This window comes from Mangrovimonas sp. ST2L15 (assembly GCF_001280515.1).
Taxonomy (GTDB): domain Bacteria; phylum Bacteroidota; class Bacteroidia; order Flavobacteriales; family Flavobacteriaceae; genus Mangrovimonas; species Mangrovimonas futianensis.
Genome location: NZ_LBIQ01000028.1, coordinates 61,311 through 82,504, shown reverse-complemented (window position 1 = coordinate 82,504; position 21,194 = coordinate 61,311). Strand labels below are relative to the sequence as shown.

19 protein-coding genes are annotated in these 21,194 nt (G+C 36.0%); 12 read left to right on the top strand and 7 right to left on the bottom strand.

All coding sequences use genetic code 11. The features are described 5' to 3' along the window. Nucleotides 1-36: 36 nt before the first annotated feature. Nucleotides 37-921, top strand: a complete 885-nt coding sequence (era, locus tag ZA07_RS02765) for a GTPase Era (RefSeq protein ID WP_053970208.1) — start codon at nt 37-39, stop codon at nt 919-921. A 9-nt stretch (nt 922-930) separates the two neighbouring features. Here era and ZA07_RS02760 read toward each other — a convergent pair whose 3' ends face one another. Then, nucleotides 931-1,437 carry a hypothetical protein gene (locus ZA07_RS02760; RefSeq protein ID WP_053970207.1) on the bottom strand — a complete coding sequence of 169 codons (507 nt, stop codon included), beginning with the start codon at nt 1,435-1,437 and terminating at the stop codon, nt 931-933. An 80-nt stretch (nt 1,438-1,517) separates the two neighbouring features. On the opposite strand from ZA07_RS02760, the gene der reads away from it, so the two are divergent. After that, nucleotides 1,518-2,822, top strand: a complete 1,305-nt coding sequence (der, locus tag ZA07_RS02755; RefSeq protein ID WP_053970206.1) for a ribosome biogenesis GTPase Der — start codon at nt 1,518-1,520, stop codon at nt 2,820-2,822. Nucleotides 2,823-2,949: 127 nt separating this feature from the next. After that, complete coding sequence (locus ZA07_RS02750; protein ID WP_053970205.1) at nt 2,950-5,757, top strand: outer membrane beta-barrel protein; 2,808 nt, start codon at nt 2,950-2,952, stop codon at nt 5,755-5,757. A gap of 83 nt (nt 5,758-5,840) precedes the next feature. Here ZA07_RS02750 and ZA07_RS02745 read toward each other — a convergent pair whose 3' ends face one another. The 5 genes from ZA07_RS02745 to ZA07_RS02725 all read right to left on the bottom strand — a co-directional run bounded on the left by ZA07_RS02745 (nt 5,841) and on the right by ZA07_RS02725 (nt 9,092). Further along, nucleotides 5,841-6,668: a YgcG family protein gene (locus tag ZA07_RS02745; protein WP_053970204.1), complete on the bottom strand. Its 828-nt coding sequence runs from the start codon at nt 6,666-6,668 to the stop codon at nt 5,841-5,843. Next, nucleotides 6,665-7,111, bottom strand: a complete 447-nt coding sequence (locus tag ZA07_RS02740; protein WP_053970203.1) for a TPM domain-containing protein — start codon at nt 7,109-7,111, stop codon at nt 6,665-6,667. Before ZA07_RS02740 ends, ZA07_RS02745 begins: the two co-directional genes overlap by 4 nt. A gap of 5 nt (nt 7,112-7,116) precedes the next feature. After that, nucleotides 7,117-7,716, bottom strand: coding sequence for a LemA family protein (locus ZA07_RS02735; protein WP_053970202.1), 600 nt, complete (start codon nt 7,714-7,716; stop codon nt 7,117-7,119). A 75-nt stretch (nt 7,717-7,791) separates the two neighbouring features. Next, nucleotides 7,792-8,121: a MerR family transcriptional regulator gene (locus ZA07_RS02730; RefSeq protein ID WP_053970201.1), complete on the bottom strand. Its 330-nt coding sequence runs from the start codon at nt 8,119-8,121 to the stop codon at nt 7,792-7,794. Then, entirely contained in the window at nt 8,121-9,092 is a 972-nt protein-coding gene (locus ZA07_RS02725) for a M23 family metallopeptidase (protein ID WP_053970200.1), read from the bottom strand. The genes ZA07_RS02730 and ZA07_RS02725 overlap by 1 nt, the downstream gene beginning before the upstream one ends. A gap of 130 nt (nt 9,093-9,222) precedes the next feature. Between ZA07_RS02725 and alaS the strand changes: the two genes are divergently transcribed. From alaS to ZA07_RS02685, 8 genes are all read left to right on the top strand, one after another. Then, entirely contained in the window at nt 9,223-11,835 is a 2,613-nt protein-coding gene (gene alaS, locus ZA07_RS02720) for an alanine--tRNA ligase (protein ID WP_053970199.1), read from the top strand. A gap of 63 nt (nt 11,836-11,898) precedes the next feature. Beyond that, entirely contained in the window at nt 11,899-12,639 is a 741-nt protein-coding gene (locus ZA07_RS02715; RefSeq protein ID WP_053970198.1) for a hypothetical protein, read from the top strand. A 126-nt stretch (nt 12,640-12,765) separates the two neighbouring features. Further along, nucleotides 12,766-13,668: a GSCFA domain-containing protein gene (locus tag ZA07_RS02710; protein ID WP_231628618.1), complete on the top strand. Its 903-nt coding sequence runs from the start codon at nt 12,766-12,768 to the stop codon at nt 13,666-13,668. Nucleotides 13,669-13,746: 78 nt separating this feature from the next. Further along, a complete protein-coding gene (locus tag ZA07_RS02705; protein ID WP_053970196.1) occupies nt 13,747-14,268 on the top strand; it encodes a DUF6252 family protein in 522 nt (173 codons plus the stop codon). A gap of 308 nt (nt 14,269-14,576) precedes the next feature. After that, a complete protein-coding gene (locus ZA07_RS02700; RefSeq protein WP_197276690.1) occupies nt 14,577-16,451 on the top strand; it encodes a tetratricopeptide repeat protein in 1,875 nt (624 codons plus the stop codon). Next, nucleotides 16,441-17,091, top strand: a complete 651-nt coding sequence (locus tag ZA07_RS02695) for a response regulator transcription factor (RefSeq protein ID WP_053970194.1) — start codon at nt 16,441-16,443, stop codon at nt 17,089-17,091. The genes ZA07_RS02700 and ZA07_RS02695 overlap by 11 nt, the downstream gene beginning before the upstream one ends. A gap of 136 nt (nt 17,092-17,227) precedes the next feature. Beyond that, nucleotides 17,228-17,842, top strand: coding sequence for a DUF4230 domain-containing protein (locus ZA07_RS02690; protein WP_053970193.1), 615 nt, complete (start codon nt 17,228-17,230; stop codon nt 17,840-17,842). A 110-nt stretch (nt 17,843-17,952) separates the two neighbouring features. Next, nucleotides 17,953-18,702: an enoyl-CoA hydratase/isomerase family protein gene (locus ZA07_RS02685; RefSeq protein ID WP_053970192.1), complete on the top strand. Its 750-nt coding sequence runs from the start codon at nt 17,953-17,955 to the stop codon at nt 18,700-18,702. Here ZA07_RS02685 and ZA07_RS02680 read toward each other — a convergent pair. Then, nucleotides 18,699-20,462 carry an aromatic amino acid hydroxylase gene (locus tag ZA07_RS02680; RefSeq protein WP_053970191.1) on the bottom strand — a complete coding sequence of 588 codons (1,764 nt, stop codon included), beginning with the start codon at nt 20,460-20,462 and terminating at the stop codon, nt 18,699-18,701. The two genes, ZA07_RS02685 and ZA07_RS02680, sit on opposite strands and share 4 nt — an antisense overlap. 362 nt (nt 20,463-20,824) lie before the next feature. On the opposite strand from ZA07_RS02680, the gene ZA07_RS02675 reads away from it, so the two are divergent. Next, nucleotides 20,825-21,178, top strand: coding sequence for a hypothetical protein (locus ZA07_RS02675; protein WP_157492040.1), 354 nt, complete (start codon nt 20,825-20,827; stop codon nt 21,176-21,178). Nucleotides 21,179-21,194 lie beyond the last annotated feature (16 nt).

The following is a 21,194-nucleotide window of genomic DNA, read 5'->3' as shown; positions in this document are numbered from 1 at the left end:
AAGGTTGTACCTTTGCCAAAATTGAAACGGACAAAGATGGGGCATAAAGCAGGTTTTGTGAATATTATTGGGAATCCCAATGTGGGTAAATCTACATTGATGAATGCTTTTGTAGGTGAAAAATTATCAATTATTACTTCTAAAGCTCAGACCACGAGACATCGTATTTTGGGTATTGTCAATGGCGAGGATTTTCAAGTGATATTCAGTGATACCCCGGGAATTATCAAACCAGCTTATGAGCTTCAAGAAAGTATGATGGACTTTGTTAAGTCTGCTCTAGAGGATGCCGATGTGTTGGTTTATATGGTTGAGATAGGGGAGAAGGAGTTAAAGGATGAAGCATTTTTTAATCGAATTGTCCACTCTAAAATTCCTGTTTTATTGTTGTTGAACAAAATTGATACTTCCAATCAAGAACAGCTGGAAGCCCAAGTGGAATTGTGGAAAGAGAAAGTGCCAAATGCCGAAATTATTCCTGTGTCTGCTCTGGAAGGGTTTAATGTAGAAACCGTTTTTACTAGGATTGTTGAATTGTTACCAGACTCACCTCCATTTTATCCAAAAGATCAATTGACTGATAAGCCTGAACGATTTTTTGTTAATGAAACGATTAGGGAGAAAATATTACTGCATTATAAAAAGGAAATCCCTTATTCTGTTGAGGTTGAAACCGAATCCTTTGTGGAGGAAGAAGAGATTATCAGAATCCAATCAGTCATTATGGTTGAGCGTGATACTCAAAAGGGTATTATTATTGGGCATAAAGGTTCGGCCTTAAAAAGAGTAGGTGTAGAATCTAGAAAGGATTTGGAAGCTTTCTTCGGGAAACAGGTTCATTTAGAGCTGTTTGTCAAGGTGAATAAAAATTGGAGAAGCAATCCAAATCAACTAAGAAGGTTCGGATACAATCAAAAGTAAGCTTCTGTATTACAGTAAATGTTCCTGCTTCAAGACGTCGTTCATAAAATCATGTAATTGATGCATTTGCTCTTTGCCTGAATGTCTTCCCATTCTACCCAATAAATAGAGGGTTACCCATGCTATAACCATCAAAAACATGATGGTGAGCTGTACCACAAATGGTAATTCCAAAGTCCAGTTAGAGTAAGCCCAAATTCCAAAAACGATAAAAAGACCAGCCACGATAAAATGAAGAAACATAAACATGGTCCATATGGTTGGGTTGGGGCCAAACAAACCATGAACCGTACAGTTGTCTTGATCTTTAGGCAACACTTCCAAATGCAATTGGGGAGACCAATAATGTTGTTCTGCTTTTGGTATTCTGATAAAAACATGGTTGTCAATTCGTGAAACCACAAAATTCTTTTGATGGCCTTTGGTTTGTTCAAATGCCTTGAGTATGGTTTGGTTTGATCTCGATAATTCTAATTGAAATCGGGGTCTTAAAACAATGTCATTGGATAAAGCCATAAAAGAAGCTGATAATCTGCAGAAAAATAGTATTTTTTCTTCAGATTGTAAACACTACCTTTGCAAACAATTCTAAGATTATGAGTAGTATCGTTGCTATAGTAGGACGTCCCAATGTCGGTAAGTCTACATTTTTTAATAGGTTGATCAAACGTCGTGAAGCCATTGTTGATGCCGTAAGCGGCGTGACTAGAGATCGCCATTATGGTAAAAGTGATTGGAACGGACGGGAATTTACTGTGATAGATACCGGAGGGTACGTTGTAGGTAGTGATGATGTTTTTGAAGCCGAGATTGATAAACAGGTAGAATTGGCTATTGATGAAGCCGATGTTATCATTTTTATGGTGGACGTAGAAGCTGGTGTTACTGGTATGGATGAGGACGTCGCCAAATTATTAAGAAAGGTAGAAAAACCTGTATTCTTAGCCATTAATAAAGTAGATAATGCTGCTAGGGTTCATGATGCTTTAGAATTCTACTCTTTAGGATTAGGAGAATATTATACCATTGCAAGTATCAACGGAAGTGGAACTGGAGAATTACTGGATGCTGTAGTTGAGTCCTTGCCAGAAAAAGAAGAAAGAGAAGAAGAGGAGTTGCCACGATTTGCCGTGGTAGGACGTCCCAACGCCGGTAAATCTTCTTTTATTAATGCCTTAATTGGCGAAGACCGTTATATCGTTACCGATATTGCCGGAACTACTAGGGATTCTATAGATACCAAATACAACCGTTTTGGTTTTGAATTCAACTTGGTGGATACCGCCGGAATCAGAAGAAAATCAAAAGTTAAAGAAGACTTAGAGTTTTATTCGGTGATGCGAAGTATACGGGCTATTGAGCACTGTGATGTGTGCTTGCTTGTCTTGGATGCTACAAGAGGCTTTGATGGTCAAGTTCAAAACATCTTTTGGTTGGCAGAACGCAACCGAAAAGGGATTGTTATCTTGGTGAATAAATGGGACCTTGTAGAAAAGGATAATAAAACCCTTAAAGATTTTGAAAAGCAAATAAGACAAGAAATAGCGCCTTTTACAGATGTGCCTATTGTCTTTATCTCAGTATTGAACAAACAGCGTATTTTTAAAGCTATTGAAACTGCTGTAGAAGTATTTCAAAATAGGAGCAAAAAGATAAAAACTAGAGAGTTGAATGATGTTATGCTTCCTATTATTCAAAACAATCCACCACCGGCATATAAAGGGAAGTACGTCAAAATTAAATTTATCACGCAATTGCCTACACCACAACCGCAATTTGCATTTTTCTGCAACCTTCCACAATATGTAAAGGATCCTTATAAACGCTTTTTAGAAAATAAATTGCGGGAACATTTTGATTTTCATGGAGTTCCGGTAACCGTTTATATGCGTAAAAAATAGGATTTAATAGGGGCTAACTCATTGAATTTTAAGGAAAGTTTAGGTTTTTTTTAAGAAGTTTCATACGATTACTAAGCTATTTTCGTTCTCTTAACTGAATAAGCTAAACATCAATCAAAAAAAGTCAATGAAGAAATTCCTTGTGTTCATGGCATGTTTCTATGCCTTAACTTCTATTGCCCAAACCAATCCATTTAAAATTTCTGGAAAACTAGTTGCAGAAGAAGATCAATCACCCTTAGAATCGGCTACTGTTTATTTACAAAGAGTTAAGGACAGCTCTTTGATTACCTATACCATTTCTGATAAAGACGGTCGATTCTCCCTACAGGAGAAAACGGGAGATACGGAAGCCAATTTGTTTGTTTCGTATGTAGGTTATAAAACCTATTATCAAAATATCAAATTGGATAAAGAGGTGATTGACCTTAAAAATATTGTCATGGCAGTAAGTTCTGACGCCTTGGATGAGGTCGTGATTAAGGCTTCGGCTCCTGTGACCATTAAGAAGGATACTTTAGAATTTAATGTGAAGTCCTTTAAAACCAAAAAAGATGCAACGGTAGAAGATTTATTGAAGCAATTGCCAGGTGTGACGGTTGAGGATGATGGAACCATTAAGGTCAATGGAAAATCTGTAAATAAAATATTGGTTAATGGGAAGCCATTTTTCGGTAATGATCCTAGTATTACAACCAAAAATTTAACCAAGGATATCATTGAAAAGATTCAGGTGGTAGACACCAAAAGTAAATCCGAGGCATTTACAGGAGAAGTGACTGATGGGGAAAACAAAACCATCAACCTAACGATTAAAGAAGAAAACAATAAAGGTGTTTTTGGAAGGGTGTCTGCAGGTGGCGGTACCGATGAGCGGTACGAATTCGCCGGAATGTTTAATTATTTTGATAACGATAGACGAATCAGTGTTTTAGCAGGAGGGAATAACATCAATTCCCCCGGATTTAGTTTTGGGGAAATTGAAAAAATGTTTGGTCGTGGAAACAGTATGTCTTGGAATAGTAACGGTTCCTTTACGATTGATGGAAGAACTTTTGGTGGCGGACAAGGAATTACGACTTCCCAAAATGCAGGGATGAATTATGCGGATGTAATAGGAAAGGATACTGATGTTTCGGCCGATTATTTCTTTTCGGGAAGTAGCTCTTTTAATGAATCGACCACACAACGTGAAAACATTTTGCCCGATTCTAGATACTATACAGATTCGAGATCTAGAAGCGATAATGACACAGATAGCCATTCGGCAAATTTGGAATTTGATATTAAGGTGGACTCTACATTTTTGATCAATGTGCAGCCTTCGTTTCGTTATTCAAGAACCAAGACCTCCTTTGATAATGGAGAAAGTTCCTTCAATGATGAAAGACAATTGACTAACACATCGGCAACAAATTCCTTTGTGGAAAGAGATGGTAAAACCTTTAATAACCGAATCAATATTACCAAGAAGTTTGACAAAGGAGGGTATTTACGAGTTGGTATTACCAATGAAATAGGTCAATCAAATAGTGACGATTTCCTGAATTCTGAAACCTACGTCTATGGAGCGGATGAGTTGGACCCTAATAATCCAGACTTCATTTTAATTGATGAAACCATAAGAAACCAATTTACAGATGGGAATGGTGAAACCGATAATTTGGGTTCTGAAATAAGGTATAGTATTCCCATTGTAGAAAAGAAGTTTTTTGTGAATTTGGAATACAAGTTTAATCGAAACAAGTCTACCGATGTTAAATCCACCTATGATTTGGATGATATGGGGGAATATTCTCAATTCAATGAAGATTTGAGTACAGACTTTGAGTATTTAGATCAAAATAGTACACCCGGATTATCCTTGAGTTACCGTGGCGAAAAATTCTCAGCTAGAGCTGGAGCCGAATATATTTTTAGAACGCTTGAAAACCGTGATAATTTAAGACCTCAATTTAATATAGAACGTGATTTTGAAGCGGTTCAATTATATTCCAATGCCAATTACCGATTTAGTGGTAAATCCTCAATGTATATGGGGTATAGGCTGAATAATGATCCGCCAGAATTATTCCAGCTTCAAGCCTTTACAAATGTGTCAGACCCATTGAATACCATTGTGGGTAATCCCAATTTGGAGCCGTCAAACAATCATAGATTGTACATGGGATTCAATAATTATGACTTTCAAAAACATACAGGATTTTGGTCTTATGTCAATGCTCGAGTAACAGATAATGCTGTGGTTTCCAAAACCATCATTGATGAAAATTTTGTAAGAGAAACAACTTATGAAAATGTTGATGGGAACTATCAAATTTATGCGGGAATGGATTACAATAAAGAAGTGAAAATAGATTCTTTAAGAACGGTGAGATTTGGGGTAGGTGCCAATGGAAATTTTGCTAGAAACGTCAACTTCAATAATGGGGTGCAATATGCCAGTGACGTGAGGTCTCTATCTCCAGAAGTAAACTTTAAGTTCACTTGGAAAGATGTATTTGAAATTCGACCTAGGTATTCGTTGACATTTACAAACAATTCATACGACTTGGAAGAATTTGAAGATCAGAGATTCCAATACCACAATTTGAATATTAGAACCGGGTTTTTCCTTCCAAAGAATCTTGAATGGCGAAATGATATAACCTTTAATTATAATCCCAACATTTCGGCCGGTTTCCAGAAAAGTGCTTGGTTCTGGAATACAACAGTGGCCTATTCCTTTCTACAAGATAAAGCTACAGCCACTTTTAAAGTCTATGATTTGTTAAACCAAAATACCAATGCCAGAAGAACGGCTACCCAGAATTATATTCAAGATTCACAGAGTACCGTACTACAACAGTATTTTATGTTGAGCTTTAGTTGGAAGTTCAATAGTTTAGGTAAAAAGGGAGAAGTGAATGACCGTGGTGGTTTCTGGATGGACTAAGAAATATTCAAAAATTGAAAAACCAAAAAGGGGCGTTTCAATTTGAGACGCCCCTTTTTGGTTTTTAAGTTACAAAGAAAGATTTACCAACTTCCTCCAGCACCACCGCCGCTAAAGCCGCCGCCTCCAAAGCCACCGCCAAAGCCGCCACCTCCGAAGCTTCCTCCGCCACCAAAGCCACCAGAGGATCTGCCGTAACCACCTCTTCCCATATTGCTTAATATAATGGCGTCCCAAATATCAAAGCCGCTAGAGCGTCTTCCGCCTGAGCCACCACCGCCTCGTTTATTTTTTGATAGGGCAATGATAAAGACAATAAGGAAAAAGATGAGAATAATGATGGGGCCTATTGGAAACTCATCGGCTTGCGAGGATTTGCGAGTTCCTTTATAAGTACCTTCCAATACTTTAAAAATAGCATCGGTTCCTTTGTCTAGGCCACCATAAAAATCTCCTTTTTTAAACTCTGGGATAATAATATTTCTGATTAACTCACCATTAATACCTGCCGTTAATTTATGTTCTACCCCATAACCAGGGGCAATCCATATTTTGCGGTCGTTTTTGGCAAGCAATATGAAAACACCATTATCTTCCTTGGCCTGTCCAACTCCCCATTCGTGAGCCCATTTTGGTGCTAGTAAACCAATGTTTTCGCCTTTTGTGCTCTCAATGATGGCTACTACAATTTGCGTTGAAGTAGTGTCAGAGTATTTTATCAACTTGTTTTCAAGATTGCTTTTTTGAGAGCTATTCAACAAGTTAATATAGTCGTAAACACTGGTCTGCTCCTTAGGAACAGGCGGAATATCAAATTGTGCTTGAGATACTGAGGTTAAAAGTAATAGGGACAATAAGGTCCAGAGGTGTTTGAAACCCCATAGTTTATTGCCTTGTTTGTTTATAATCATGAAATGGAACCTTTTGAAATATCGTCTGGTAATTCGTTTATATCATTGGCATCCCAAGGGAAAAAGGATTCCAGTTCCTTTCCAGCTTTGAGGATACCATCAATAAGTCCTTGTTTAAAATGTCCTTTTTTAAATTGAGCTTGGATGGCATTTTTGGTGGTCTCCCAAAAATCATGTTCTACCACCTCATTAATGCCTTTATCTCCATAAATGACAAACGAGTGGTCATCAACTGCGACATAAATAAGTACGCCATTTTGCTGTTTGGTGTTATCCATTTTTAATAAATGAAAAACCTCCAAGGCTCTTTCAAAGGTGTCTTTTTTTGCTTCTCTTTCAATGTGAACCCTTATCTCGCCAGAAGTATTTTTTTCTGCAATCCTAATGGCTTCAATAATTTCCTGCTCTTCTTCAGAAGTTAAAAAGTCTTCAATGTTGGACATAATGTTTAATCAAATTGGAAATCAACTTCAACCGGCTTTTCAGCTCCTGCTTCAGCATCAAAATAGGGCTTGCCTTCAAAGCCAAAAATACCTGCCAGAATGGAGTTTGGAAACTTCTTAACATGGTTGTTGTAAGGTTTTATAGCCTCATTATAACGTGTTCTCGCAGTTTGAATCGTATTTTCCGTACTGGTCAATTCGTCTTGAAGCTTTAAGAAATTTTGATTGGCCTTAAGATCTGGATATTTCTCTACGGTTACCAATAACCTTGATAAGGCACTGCTCAAGCCACCTTGAGCCTCGTTGAATTGTTTTAATTGTTCTGGTGTGATATTAGAAGGATCAATAGTCGTTTGCGTTGCTTTAGAACGGGCTTCAATCACTTCGGTTAAAGTAGTGCGTTCAAAATCAGCAGCTCCTTTTACTGTGTTTACTAAATTGCCAATCAAATCATTTCTTCTTTGATACGAGGTTTGAACATTACCCCAAGCTTCGCTTACGTTTTCGTTTAATTCTACAGCGGTATTGTTAAATCCTACTGCCCACCTATAAACTCCAAATCCTACAACAAGGATAATAATTAAGGGTATAAGCCATTTTTTCATAATAGTGACGTGTTTAAAGTTTTAAAATGTTATGATGATTAATACAAATAATTTGTAGCTTGATTTAGAAAATTGTTACAGCTGTTCTTTAATTTTAATGAGCTGAGATTTAATACTTTCTAATTTACTAATTATTTCAAAATTACTAAGGGATTTTTTCTTTTCCTCTTTAAGATGTGTTTTGGCACCTTCTAGCGTAAAGCCACGTTCTTTTACCAAATGATAAATGAACTGAAGGTTTTTAATGTCTTCTGGTGTGAATTTTCGGTTTCCCTTGGCGTTTTTTTTAGGTTTTAAAACATCAAATTCTTTTTCCCAAAAACGAATCAATGACGTATTGACATTAAAAGCTTTGGCCACTTCGCCAATTGTGTAATATCGTTTTTCGGGCAAATTGATGTGCATCAGTCAAGAGATTGATTTTCCATACTCGCATGTTGCAGTAATTCATCAAACTCCTCGGCAGTTAAACTTCCGTAGTAAAAATTGATGGGGTTGATGCGTTCGCCGTCTTTATGGACTTCATAATGGAGGTGTGGTGCTTCAGATCTACCAGTACTTCCAACAAAACCTATCAAATCACCACGTTTCACTTTTTGATTTTTCTTGACGTTGTATTTGTAAAGGTGCCCATAGATGGTCACATAGCCATAACCATGATCAATTTCTATGTGATTCCCATAACCTGTAGCTCTATTGTCAGCACGTGTTACAACACCGTCTCCTGTGGCGTAAATGGGCGTTCCCCTAGGAGCTGAAAAGTCCATGCCCCAGTGCATTTTTCTTGCTTTTGTAAAAGGGTCAGAACGCACGCCATAACCAGAAGCCATACGGCGTAAATCTTCATTTCTTACAGGTTGAATGGCAGGAATGGCTGCGAGTAATTTTTCTTTTTCTTCAGCCAATTTAGCTATTTCATCAAGAGATTTGGACTGAACCACAATCTGTTTTTGAAGGATGTCCAAACGCTTGTTGGTTTCAATGATCAATTTGGAATTGTTAAAACCTTCTAGGTCTTTATAGCGATTGATACCCCCAAAACCAGCTCTACGTTGTTCTTCTGGAATAGGATTGGCCTCAAAATATAAGCGGTATATGTTGTTGTCTCGATCTTCAATACTTGATAAAACGGCTTCGGCCTCATTCATCTTTTTGTTGATTAACTGGTATTGCAATTGAAGATTTGACAATTCACGTTTTAGAGCACGCTCCTTAGGAGATTCGATATACTGGCTTGAAATAAATACTGACAAAAAACCAAAGAGGGCAGAGGCCAATAAAAAAACAGAAATATACTTAAAGGTCCTTCTTTTTTTGCGCTCTATTTTTCGGTATGAAAGGGTTTCTGGATCGTAATAATATTTTACCTTACTCATTACTTAAATTATGCTATTTTTGCAATTAGTAAAAATCATTTAAATAGATTGATTTTAAAGCGAAACGAACAAAGATAAAAATTGTTTCGCAATTAATATAATTTTAACAGCAACGAGAATTTCCAACTCTATGAAATCGCAAGAGATTCGCTCTACTTTTTTAAACTTTTTTGAGAATAAAAGTCACCTAATTGTACCATCGGCTCCGATGGTTTTAAAGGATGATCCTACCTTAATGTTTGTCAATTCGGGAATGGCTCCTTTTAAGGAATACTTCTTAGGCAATACAGAACCCAAAAGTAGCCGAATTGCCGATTCCCAGAAATGTCTAAGAGTTTCAGGAAAACACAACGACCTGGAAGAAGTAGGGTATGACACTTATCACCATACGCTTTTTGAGATGTTGGGGAATTGGAGTTTTGGAGATTATTTTAAAAAAGAGGCTATTGCTTGGGCTTGGGAATTATTAACCGAAGTTTACAAGATAGATAAAGAGATTCTTTACGTTACTGTTTTTGAAGGAAATGAAGCTGAAGGCATCCCTATGGATCAAGAGGCCTATGATTTGTGGAAGGCTATCATACCTGAAGACAGAATCCTGTTAGGAAATAAGAAAGACAATTTTTGGGAAATGGGAGATCAAGGTCCTTGTGGTCCTTGTAGTGAGATTCATGTAGATATTCGTTCTGCCGAAGAAAAGGCTCAAAAATCTGGAAGAGAATTGGTGAATCAAGACCACCCACAAGTGGTAGAAATTTGGAATTTGGTATTCATGCAGTACAACCGAAAAGCCAATGGCTCTTTGGAAAATTTACCAAATAGGCATATTGATACCGGTATGGGATTTGAGCGCTTATGTATGGTGTTGCAAGGAAAACAAAGTAACTATGATACCGATGTTTTTACTCCGATAATTAGAGAGATAGAAACTATTTCTAGAGTGAATTATGGTAAGGATGAAAAAATTGATGTAGCAGTTCGGGTTATAGCAGATCATGTGAGAGCTGTTGCTTTTTCGATTGCAGACGGACAATTGCCAAGTAATACTGGAGCTGGATATGTCATAAGAAGAATCCTTAGAAGAGCCATTCGATATAGCTTCACCTTTTTAGATCAAAAAGAACCATTTATCTATAAGCTAATAGAAACGCTTTCAAATCAAATGGGGGAGGCTTTCCCCGAAATCAGAAAGCAGCGTGTATTAATAGAAAATGTCATACGAGAAGAGGAGCAATCCTTTTTGAGAACCTTAGATCAAGGATTGTTATTATTGGCGGGAGTTATTGAAATTTCAAAGGAAAAAACAATTTCTGGTAAAAAAGCTTTCGAATTGTACGATACCTATGGATTTCCTTTGGATTTAACCCAATTAATTGCTCGTGAAAAAGGATATCAAGTAGATGTAGAGGCTTTTCAAGCAGAGATGCAAAAACAAAAGGACCGATCTAGACAAGCTTCTGCTTCAGAAACTTCAGACTGGGTCATTTTGAAAGACGATGATGTGGAAGAATTTGTAGGGTATGACCGATTACAGGTGGATGTTCGCATTACTCGTTACCGAAAAGTGACTACAAAGAAAGATGGAGAGCAATATCAATTGGTTTTCAACCTGACACCTTTCTATCCAGAAGGTGGTGGACAAATAGGAGATAGAGGGCATATAGAAAGTTCTAATGGTGATGTGGTTTATATTTTAGATACAAAAAAGGAAAACAATGTCATTATTCATTTTGTAAAGAACTTACCAAAGAATATAGAAGAAACTTTTAAAGCTGTGGTTAACGAGGAAGCAAGGAACTTAACGGCTTCTAATCATACAGCGACACATTTATTACATCAAGCTTTGAGAAGTATTCTTGGGACTCATGTGGAGCAAAAAGGGTCTTTGGTGAAAGCAAAAGGTTTGCGTTTTGATTTTTCACACTTTTCAAAGGTCGAGAAGGATCAATTACAGCAAATAGAAGATTTCGTTAATGCTCGAATAAGAGAAAATATTCCATTACAAGAACAACGTAATATTCCTATTCAAGAGGCTATTAATGAAGGAGCCATGGCTTTATTTGGAGAGAAATATGGCGATAGTGTACGTACCATAAGATTCGGGAATTCAATAGAACTTTGTGGGGGAACCCATGTGCGGGAAACGGGTAAAATTTGGTACTTTAAGATTGTTTCTGAAAGCGCTGTAGCATCAGGAATTAGAAGGATTGAAGCTATTACAAATGCTGAGGTTGGGGATTATTTTATAGAAATAGATAGAGACTATCAATCATTAAAGGAGTTACTAAAAAGTCCTAAAGATCCTGTAACTGTGGTTCAAGAGCTTCAAGAAGAAAACAATGCGCTTAAGAAAGAAATAGAAAACTTGTTGAAAGAAAAGGCCAAAAACTTGAAAGGAGACTTGCAACAGGAAATCACCGAAGTGAATGGAGTACAGTTCTTAGCCAAACAAGTGGATTTGGATGCTGCCGGAATCAAGGATTTAAGTTTTGAATTAGGCGGACAAATGGACAATCTATTCTTGTTATTTGGTACCGAGCAAAATGGAAAAGCGATGTTGTCATGCTATATTTCTAAAGAGTTGGTAGCAGATAAAGGTTTGAATGCAGGAACTATTGTCAGGGAGCTAGGAAAGTACATTCAAGGAGGCGGTGGCGGACAGCCATTCTTTGCTACAGCAGGAGGTAAAAACCCGGCGGGGATCAAAGAGGCTTTGGATCAGGCCAAGACGTATTTGGATTAGTTTTTTTAAAGTTTAAATGTTTTTTATATTTATAGCTTGTTCTAAATCTAAAAACTTAAACTTATGAGAAAATTATTTTCTATTTTATGTATTGCAACTACTATTTTTATTTCATCTTGTTCTAGTGATGACTCTTCTTCGGAGGAGGACATTACTTCAGATTCAAATAACCTTTTAGTGTCTCAAATTGTTGAAACCTATGATGACGGAACTAGTGCCACCATTAATTTTACCTATGATGGGAATAAACTTGTAAGTGCAAGTAGTCCAGGATATGAAGAGGTTTATAGTTATGAGAATAATTTATTATCTCAAATAAGCGAGTATGAAGACGGAAGCTTAGTTGGGGAGACGTCATTTGAATATGATTCTCAAAATAGATTAATTAACGAAACGTATTCTTCAGGAGGGATGCAGATTCAATCGAATGTGTTCTCTTATAATGAAGATGGTACTATTACATTGGATGAAAATGGTATGAATACTTATATTTTAACATTTCTTGATGGTAATTTAATATCTGAAGAGGATGTTAATGGAGATCAGGATTATTCGTATACATATGATGATAAGCACAGTCCTTTTCTTAATTTGCATCAAAGAGATGTCTTTGAGCTAGTTGGGAGTTTTGAGACTCATGAAAATAATGTGTTGACTTATATTAATACAGGTGGGGCTGCAATTACTGATAGTTATGAAAACACATTTAGCTACAATTCAGATGGTTACCCTATAACAGGAGCAACTACGTTTGAGCCTGGAACTGCTAATGAAGAAACTATCTTGCTTCAATATATCTACTAAACTAAAGGAAAATATAAAGAAAATCCTCAGACTATTATTAACTTAGAGTCTGAGGATTTTTGGGTTAATAAGGAAATTTAATTGAGACTACAAACACAAATACGGTTAACTAATCAAACTAATAGTTTGATTGATTACGATTCCAAACTTTTTTTAATCGGTTCTTGTTTTGTAGAAAATATAGGTTCAAAATTGAACTATTTTAAATTCCAGTCGGTACACAACCCGATTGGAATTTTTTTTCACCCGCTAGCCATTGAAAGGTTTGTTCAAAGAATTGTTGACGACATTCCATACAAGTCTGAGGATGTTTTTGAGATGGATGGCGTTTGGAAGTCATTTGAGGCCCACTCACAGATGAACGCTCTTAATCAGGAAGACTTACTTCAAAATTTAAATCAATCCCAGCAGAATACGCACAAAACTATAAAGGCGGCTACTCATCATGTTATCACTTTAGGAACAGCATGGGTATATGAACATCAAGCTTCTGAAAAAGTTGTGGCTAATTGCCATAAAGTACCTCAAAGGGAATTTAAAAAGAAGCTATTGTCTATAGAGGAGATAGTTTCAAGTTTATTGAAAATAACTTCATTGTTAAGACAGCTTAACCCAACTGTAAAGATTATTTTTTCAGTTTCTCCTATCAGACATATTAAGGATGGTTTTGTTGAAAACACAAGAAGCAAAGCGCATCTTTTGGCAGCTATTCACCAAATAATTAATGATTTGGATTTTTTCTATTTCCCCGCATATGAAATTATGATGGACGATTTAAGGGATTACCGTTATTATGCAGAGGATTTGGTTCATCCCAATAATATGGCTATCGACTACATTTGGAATTTGTTTCAAAAGGTATGGTTTTCAGAATCAACCGAACCCATTATGAAACGCGTGGATAAAATTCAAAAAGGCTTGCAACACAAACCGTTTAATCCTGAATCCGAATCTTACAAAGCTTTTCTTAGTCAATTGGAGAGAGAAAAGTCAGAACTACAGAAAGAAATTCCGTCTATACATTTTTAATAAATACGACATTTGTCGTATTGAATTTAATTTCAGTAGGTTGCATTTTTGCTGAACTATTAATCAAAACTTATTGAAATGAAAACATTTAAATTGACACTTATGCTATTTATGGCATTGGGTTTCGTAACTCTCACTTCTTGTAAAAAGGACGACGATGGCGGTGATCCGGGTGATACTCAAGCGGCATCAGGAACCATTACAGCAAAAATTAATGGAGAGAGTTTTACTTCGCTGGAGATAACCTCTTTTGCTACTGTGCAATCGGGAGGAGGTAATACGGTTCTAGTTATGCAGGGAAACTCCTCATCTCAAGCAATCAATATGCAAATTAATTATTATGATGGAGTAGGTACCTATGATATAACTGATGAAAGTGTCTTTATCCTCGCTTCTTATATTGAGCCCAACACCCAGAATCCTGCTCAAAGTCAAACTTGGAGTGCTCCATTTGATGCATCTGGGGTGGTTGGGGAAATTAATATTTCAGAAGAAACGGATGCTACCATAAAGGGGACTTTTCAATTTACAGCCAAAAACCCGAATGATGGATCAACTAGGGAGGTAACGGATGGTTCTTTTAATTTAAATAAGATGTAGTTAATTAATGATGTCAAAGGGGTTTTTTTAGCAATATTTAAAAAGTAAAAATAAGTGTAAAACCCTTAATCTTTTAGAACGAGTAGTTTGTCGATTAAATTACTAGGAATTGATATTTTTAACTATATTTAGGAAGCTATTAATCAATTTAATAAGAAAGACATCAGTAGAAAGATCATAAGATCTCCATTGATGTCTTTTTTTATATTACCATGACAAAGATTCCCCTTCTTTTCTGTTGTTTTTTTTTCTTAAGCTTTTCTTTGATTTCACAAAACCTGGATAGTCTTTATGCAGTCACAAAGGAAATGAAAAATGATTCCGTAAAAATTAGAGCCTTAAACAGAATTGCGTCTTCTTATCTATTTAACGATGCTAAAAAAGCATTAGGTATGATTGAAGAAGGCGAGCATCTCGCTAAGCAAAGCCAATTTATGTTTGGTTTGATAGAACTTACCAATACCCATGGCATCTATATGGATATTACAGGGAAAGCTGACTCGGCCAGATATTATTTTGAAAAGGCTTTGAAATTGAGCCGAGATCATCAATTCAAAAACATTGAGGTCATGTGTTTGAATAACTTGGGGATGTTCCATTGGAACCAAAGTCACTATAAGCAAGCGTTAAATTACTTTTTTCAGGCTTTGAAAATGTATGAAAATCAAGGGAGTGAAAGAGGTACTGCAGCGCCACTTAATAATATCGGATTGATTTATCAAGACATGAATTTGCCTGAAAAATCACTGGAGTATCACCAAAAAGCCTTGGAAATTAGGGAGAAATACAATTTAGAAAAAGAACAAGTAGCATCATTAAACAACATAGGGATAAATCTAAAAACCTTGGGTAGGTTTCATGAAGCTGTTACGGTTCTTGAAAAAGGTCTTAAGCTTGCCGACAAAAGCAACAATAAAATTGGCTATTATCAAATATTAGACAACTTGGCCAATGCTTATCAAGAACTTGGAGACTACAGCAAAGCCATAGATTTGTACTTTAAGGCATTAAATAAGCCTGAGAATTATGAGTTTGACGAAAGAGAAAATATTTCAATTTTAGTGAATTTAGTTTCTCTTTTCAATTACAAAAATCAACCTAAGGAAGCCTTGAAATATTCCGGACAGGCATTTGATCTCATAGATAAATACCCTGCTGAAAGCATTGCTAATGGAGAGTTGTATTTAAATACAGCTGAAAGTTATTTCATGCTTCAGGATTTGGATCAGGCCAGACAGCTAACTAAAGAATATGTGCTTTTAAAAGATTCCCTTTTTTCTGAGGAAAATGCTAAAGAGTTTGCCAATTTGGAAGTGAAATATGATACCGAAAAGAAAGAGAAGCAAATACTAGTTCATAGGGCTGAACTAGCTGAGCAAAAGCTTACCATTCAAAACAAAAACTATCAGATTTACGGAGCCATTGCTGCAGCCGTTTTGTTGGGGGTAATTGGCTTTTTTATGTACAACCAACAAAAGCTTAAAAATATTCAGTTGGCTAAAGAAAGCGAACTTAAAAGTGCTCTTTTAAAAATTGAAACGCAAAACAAGTTACAAGAACAACGGTTGCGCATTTCAAGAGATCTTCATGATAATATAGGAGCACAATTGACCTTCATCATTTCATCTTTAGATAATTTAAAGTATGCCTATAATATCCAAGATGATCGTCTTAAAGATAAGTTGGACGAAATTGGGCACTTTGCTTCAGATACGATCTTTGAATTGCGAGATACCATTTGGGCAATGAATAAGGAGTATATAACCATTGAAGACCTTCAGTCACGTATTATCAATTATTTGGAAAAAGCTAAAAAGGCTACCCAAGGCGTTCAATTTCATTTAGGACTTGCTCCAACGGTTGATAAAACGGATGTGTTCGACTCTATAAAAGGTATTGCTGTTTATCGAATGGTTCAGGAAAGTATTCATAATGCTTTAAAGCATGCCAATGCTTCTGAAATCATAATAGAAATCGATAAGCCTAAAAACTATCTGGTCACCATAAAGGATAACGGTCAAGGTTTTTCCATTGATGATGTAAACATGGGAAATGGGCTGCATAACCTGGAAAAGCGTTCAGGAGACATTGGAGCTTATTGCCAGATTGATTCTAAACCAGGAGTTGGCACTCAAATTACTTTAAGTTTACCACCTCATAATAGTTTAAGCAATGCCAGTTAAAATTGTTGTTGTAGATGATAATTCCTTTCTGATAAAGACGGTAAAAGAAAAATTGTCTTTTTTTGAAGATTTACTTTGTAAGTATACTGCAATACAAGGAGAAGATTTGTTGGAGAAACTTGAGAAAGACCATCTCGTCGATTTGATTTTAATGGATATTGAAATGCCACAGTTAAACGGTATTGAAGCTACCGCCCATGTGAAAAAGAAATACCCGCAGATTAAGATTATTATGCTTACCGTTTTTGATAATGACGAACATATTTTCAAAGCAATAAAAGCTGGGGCAGACGGCTATTTGTTGAAAGATATCAATGCTCAGGATTTACATGATGGTATTCTAGATACCATGAATGGAGGAGCAGCAATGAATCCTTCCATAGCTCTAAAGACCCTTAAGCTTCTCAGGGAGCCCATGGAACTGGAGGTGGGTAATGGTCAAGAGGAAATCACTTTAACCAAAAGGGAAATAGATGTTTTAGAACAATTGAGTAAAGGATTAAGTTATATTCAAATATCAGATAATCTATTGATTTCTTCAGGAACTGTTAGAAAGCATATTGAAAATATTTACAAGAAGTTACAGGTTCATAACAAATTGGAGGCAGTTCAGAAGGCTAAAAACAATAAGTTGATTTAATTATTAATTAACCTTTCGGTAATATAAATATTCTATTTCATACTTATTTTTACACAGCTATTAATTTATCAAAGGGGTAAAAGCATTGGTTAGGCTTTGTTGTCGAAGCAACCAATGCTTTTTGTATTTTAGGGCTATGCGAAAAGTCATATTGGGAGTTGTTATTGCCGTGGCAATTATTTTTGTTTTTAGGCAATGCGAAAACAAAAAGGAGGATCAGATTATACTACAGGAAAACTCCGATCTTATTTTGGAACAAATTAAGAATGTAGGTAAGCTGGTAGTTACCGAGGGTCACTTTAGTGATGTGTTTACCTATAAAAATTCAAAGGCACTTTTTGGCGATTTGATCAGCGCAGAAAAGAAGGCATTGGTCGTCGTCAATGCCGATGTTACAATTGCTTATGATTTGAGTCAAATTGAATATGAATTGGATGAATCAACCAAAACATTGAGAATACTGAGCATACCAAAGGAAGAAATAAAGGTCAATCCAGATTTTGAATATTACGATGTGCAAGCAGATTTTCTTAATCAGTTTGAGGCCAAGGACTATAACCAGATTAAAAATAAGGTGAAAGTTTCCTTGATGAAGAAAATTGAAGCTTCCGATTTAAAGAAAAACGCCGAAAATAGATTGATAAGCGAGCTCTCCAAATTTTATATTCTTACCAATAGTTTGGGATGGACTTTGGAGTATAACGGCTCATCTATTAATGAAATAGAAGAACTTGAATTTTTGCCATTTTAAATCAAACTAGAATATTTTATGTTTTGGTTTATCTCCGCGAAAAACCTCATGATTATCATTTTTAAAAATCATTAAAAACTGTATATTCGGCTTTAAAATATTAAAACATTATGTCCAATCCATACGTTAATTTTTCTGTTTCGGAGCATGTTGGTACCATTGAGTTTTACCATCCATCCCATAATTCACTCCCCAGTGATTTATTGAAAAAATTACAGAAAGCCATTTTGTATGCAGACAAGGATCCTGATGTCAAGGTAATTGTTTTAAAAAGTGGTGGTGATAGAACGTTTTGTGCCGGGGCTAGTTTCGATGAGCTCAAACAAATTCAAACGCCGGAGGAGGGATTGGCTTTCTTTTCTGGATTTGCCAATGTGATTAATGCTATGAGGCGATGTTCCAAGTTTATTTTGGTTAGAGCCCAAGGAAAAGCAGTAGGTGGAGGTGTTGGTATTTTAGCGGCGGCAGATTATTGTGTGGCTACCCAGCACGCCTCGATCAAATTAAGCGAATTGAGCATAGGGATAGGACCATTCGTTATAGCTCCTGCAATTGAGCGAAAAATAGGCGTAGGAGCCCTATCTCAATTAAGCATGGATTGCAAAAATTTCTATTCGGCAGAGTGGTGTCTAGGGAAGGGTTTGTATTCTGAATGTTTTGAAGATGTAAAGGATATGGACCATACATTGGAAAAACTATCTAAAAGCTTGTCTAGTTACCATACAGATGCCATGGCATCCATGAAACGGGCTTTGTGGTCTGGGACAGAACACTGGGACAACCTACTGATTGAACGGGCTAAAACCAGTGGTGAATTGGTTCTTAGTGAAACAACAAAAAACTTCCTGAATAAATTTTAATTCAATACTCCAGATTTTTCAATAATGTCCAATCCGTCATCAATAAGATGACCAACCTGCGGTCTGTTGGATTTGATACCTTCCAAATGCTTTAAAATAGCTTCGCAGAGTTCCTGTTTGCTGGATTGGAATGCCAATTCATATAACTCTATTGGAAGCAACCAATCTTCTGGATGGTTTTCAATTAACTGCTCTAAAACTTTGTGTCTGGAAATAGTTTGGGTATTGCCCTCTCTGTAATCTCTAACCTGTTGATAAAGTACTTCTAGTTCTTTCTCTTTAGGAGTTTTTTTAATCTTAATCGTTTCTGTAGATGACTTGTGAGTCAATAAATCAAAACTATTAAAATCTGCTGGTCCCGAAAATGCTGAAACAACTTTCTTACCAACAGCCATATCGTAAATGCCCCATTCTGGTTGGAAAAGAATCTCTTCTTTGTACGATACCGTACAGTTTTCAAAGCTTATTAAAATAATTTTACCTTGTAAGTTTCTCTTTCCTGTAATAATATTTCCAGTGACTTTGACGCCGCCTTCAAATTCTAATGTAACACGCTCGCCTTCAAAAATGTTATAGGCCGTTAGATCTCTAGGGCTCATATCCTCGATAGATATATTGATGCCTTTAAGTTTTCCTACAGGAGAACCAAAGCCTCCATTATGATGATTTGTGCCATGTCCAACAAGTTGTTTTTCTCTGTAAGAGAGAGCTGTTTTTCCTGTGGTTTGAATATAAATAGGTTTGTCTTTGTGAGAAATTACATTTGAAAAAACGCCAGAAATTTGAAGACCAGTGCTTAGTTCAATAGACCCTAGAGCTTCTGATTCAATAAGTTTATTGACTCCCGATAAACCTCCAGTTCGAAGTGCCATGGTATTTGCAAATTCTTCTAAAACCAAACTTAAATGGGCAAAATTGGGGGTCACAAACAATTGGGGTTGGGGTTTCGTAATGTCAAAACTTTGGTCTGCAGCTTTAATAGAATACGGAAGTTTTTTTACTTGGTCTGTCATACACCAAGTACTTTCGCCTATTGAAGAAAGTAATCCAGCGCCATAAATTTTTGGATTATCCAAAGTACCTATCAATCCATACTCAACGGTCCACCAATGTAGGTTTCTTATTAAAGCCATTTCACTTGGTTTACCCATGTTTTCCTGAAGGTATTCAACATCGGCTTCAGCTTTTTGAATGTCCTCTTCTTTACTTCCTGGAGCTTCTTTCAATATGGAAAGGTATCTTACAGCCTCATAAAGTTCATAATCTTTGGCAGAAGAAATGGCTTTACAACCTATTTCTCCAAATCGTCTTAAATATTCGGCATATTCAGGATTTGCAATTATAGGGGCATGTCCTGCTCCTTCATGGATGATGTCTGGTGCTGGTGTGTATTCAATATGTTCCAATTGCCTGATGTCACTGGCAATTACCAGCACATTATAGGCCTGAAATTCCATAAACGCATTCGGAGGAATAAATCCATCTACTGCTACGGCTGCCCAACCAATTTCTTTAAGAATGCGGTTCATTCCATACATGTTAGGAATGTCATCAATAGAAATGCCAGTTTGTTTTAATCCGTCAACATATGATTTGTGAGCTACTTTACTCAAATAGTCCACATTCTTTCTCATCACATATCTCCAAACAGCTTGATTAATTGGGGTGTAATCATCATAGTTCTGTGGTTTGATGAATTGTTTTAAGTGCTTTGGAAGCCTATCTAAAATGTTATTGGATTCTATTGATTGTAATTCCATAATTCTTAAAAGTATCTGGGTAAAGTTACAAAATATTCAATTTTTTTGTTGGTATAAAGGAAAATAACGAATCTTCCTTTGTTTTGCAATTCATCTCGCCTATTTAACTATTTATAATTCAAGGACGTAATTACTATTTGGATTTTCTTTAAGGGAAATAATTTTAAAGAGTTCTATAATTTGTTAGATGAACTAATAAAGGAGATCAAAAAATGGGAGATATTGAATATTAGATACGTTTTTATTGGATAAAGTGAAAAGCTATGCTGTAAAAGGCATTTTTCATAGCTGAGGAAAAATAATTCAATTTAATTTGTATATTTAGCACTTAAATTAAAATTCTAATTAACTATTATTATATTATGAAAAAGGTCATTTCCTTATTTGGTTTTATGTTGCTTTTCTTTGTTGGAATGCAAACTACTGTAGCTCAAGATAAAAAAGTTGCTGCATCAGAAGATTTAATTGCACAGGCTAAACAGGATGCAATAGAATTGAGTAAAAAACTACATTTAAACGGGCAACAGGAAGAGTTGGTTCTTGAAGTGTTTGTTGAGGCTGCAAAGAATACAGGAGAGATTAAAAAAGCTAATTTAGAGCCAAAATTAGAGAAAGCTAGAATGGATGTCATTAATGAAAATCTAGATCTTAAGATGACTGATATCCTAACACCAGAACAATATAAGAAGTATCATTACATGGATATGCCTAAATAAAAAAAAGCGACTTAAA

Excerpts from the sequence above, each read along its gene's own strand:
- era (WP_053970208.1), top strand. The coding sequence starts at position 37 with ATGGGGCATAAAGCAGGTTTTGTGAATATTATTGGGAATCCCAATGTG.
- ZA07_RS02760 (WP_053970207.1), bottom strand. The coding sequence starts at position 1,437 with ATGGCTTTATCCAATGACATTGTTTTAAGACCCCGATTTCAATTAGAA.
- der (WP_053970206.1), top strand. The coding sequence starts at position 1,518 with ATGAGTAGTATCGTTGCTATAGTAGGACGTCCCAATGTCGGTAAGTCT.
- ZA07_RS02750 (WP_053970205.1), top strand. The coding sequence starts at position 2,950 with ATGAAGAAATTCCTTGTGTTCATGGCATGTTTCTATGCCTTAACTTCT.
- ZA07_RS02745 (WP_053970204.1), bottom strand. The coding sequence starts at position 6,668 with ATGATTATAAACAAACAAGGCAATAAACTATGGGGTTTCAAACACCTC.
- ZA07_RS02740 (WP_053970203.1), bottom strand. The coding sequence starts at position 7,111 with ATGTCCAACATTGAAGACTTTTTAACTTCTGAAGAAGAGCAGGAAATT.
- ZA07_RS02735 (WP_053970202.1), bottom strand. The coding sequence starts at position 7,716 with ATGAAAAAATGGCTTATACCCTTAATTATTATCCTTGTTGTAGGATTT.
- ZA07_RS02730 (WP_053970201.1), bottom strand. The coding sequence starts at position 8,121 with ATGCACATCAATTTGCCCGAAAAACGATATTACACAATTGGCGAAGTG.
- ZA07_RS02725 (WP_053970200.1), bottom strand. The coding sequence starts at position 9,092 with ATGAGTAAGGTAAAATATTATTACGATCCAGAAACCCTTTCATACCGA.
- alaS (WP_053970199.1), top strand. The coding sequence starts at position 9,223 with ATGAAATCGCAAGAGATTCGCTCTACTTTTTTAAACTTTTTTGAGAAT.
- ZA07_RS02715 (WP_053970198.1), top strand. The coding sequence starts at position 11,899 with ATGAGAAAATTATTTTCTATTTTATGTATTGCAACTACTATTTTTATT.
- ZA07_RS02705 (WP_053970196.1), top strand. The coding sequence starts at position 13,747 with ATGAAAACATTTAAATTGACACTTATGCTATTTATGGCATTGGGTTTC.
- ZA07_RS02700 (WP_197276690.1), top strand. The coding sequence starts at position 14,577 with ATGAAAAATGATTCCGTAAAAATTAGAGCCTTAAACAGAATTGCGTCT.
- ZA07_RS02695 (WP_053970194.1), top strand. The coding sequence starts at position 16,441 with ATGCCAGTTAAAATTGTTGTTGTAGATGATAATTCCTTTCTGATAAAG.
- ZA07_RS02690 (WP_053970193.1), top strand. The coding sequence starts at position 17,228 with ATGCGAAAAGTCATATTGGGAGTTGTTATTGCCGTGGCAATTATTTTT.
- ZA07_RS02685 (WP_053970192.1), top strand. The coding sequence starts at position 17,953 with ATGTCCAATCCATACGTTAATTTTTCTGTTTCGGAGCATGTTGGTACC.
- ZA07_RS02680 (WP_053970191.1), bottom strand. The coding sequence starts at position 20,462 with ATGGAATTACAATCAATAGAATCCAATAACATTTTAGATAGGCTTCCA.
- ZA07_RS02675 (WP_157492040.1), top strand. The coding sequence starts at position 20,825 with ATGAAAAAGGTCATTTCCTTATTTGGTTTTATGTTGCTTTTCTTTGTT.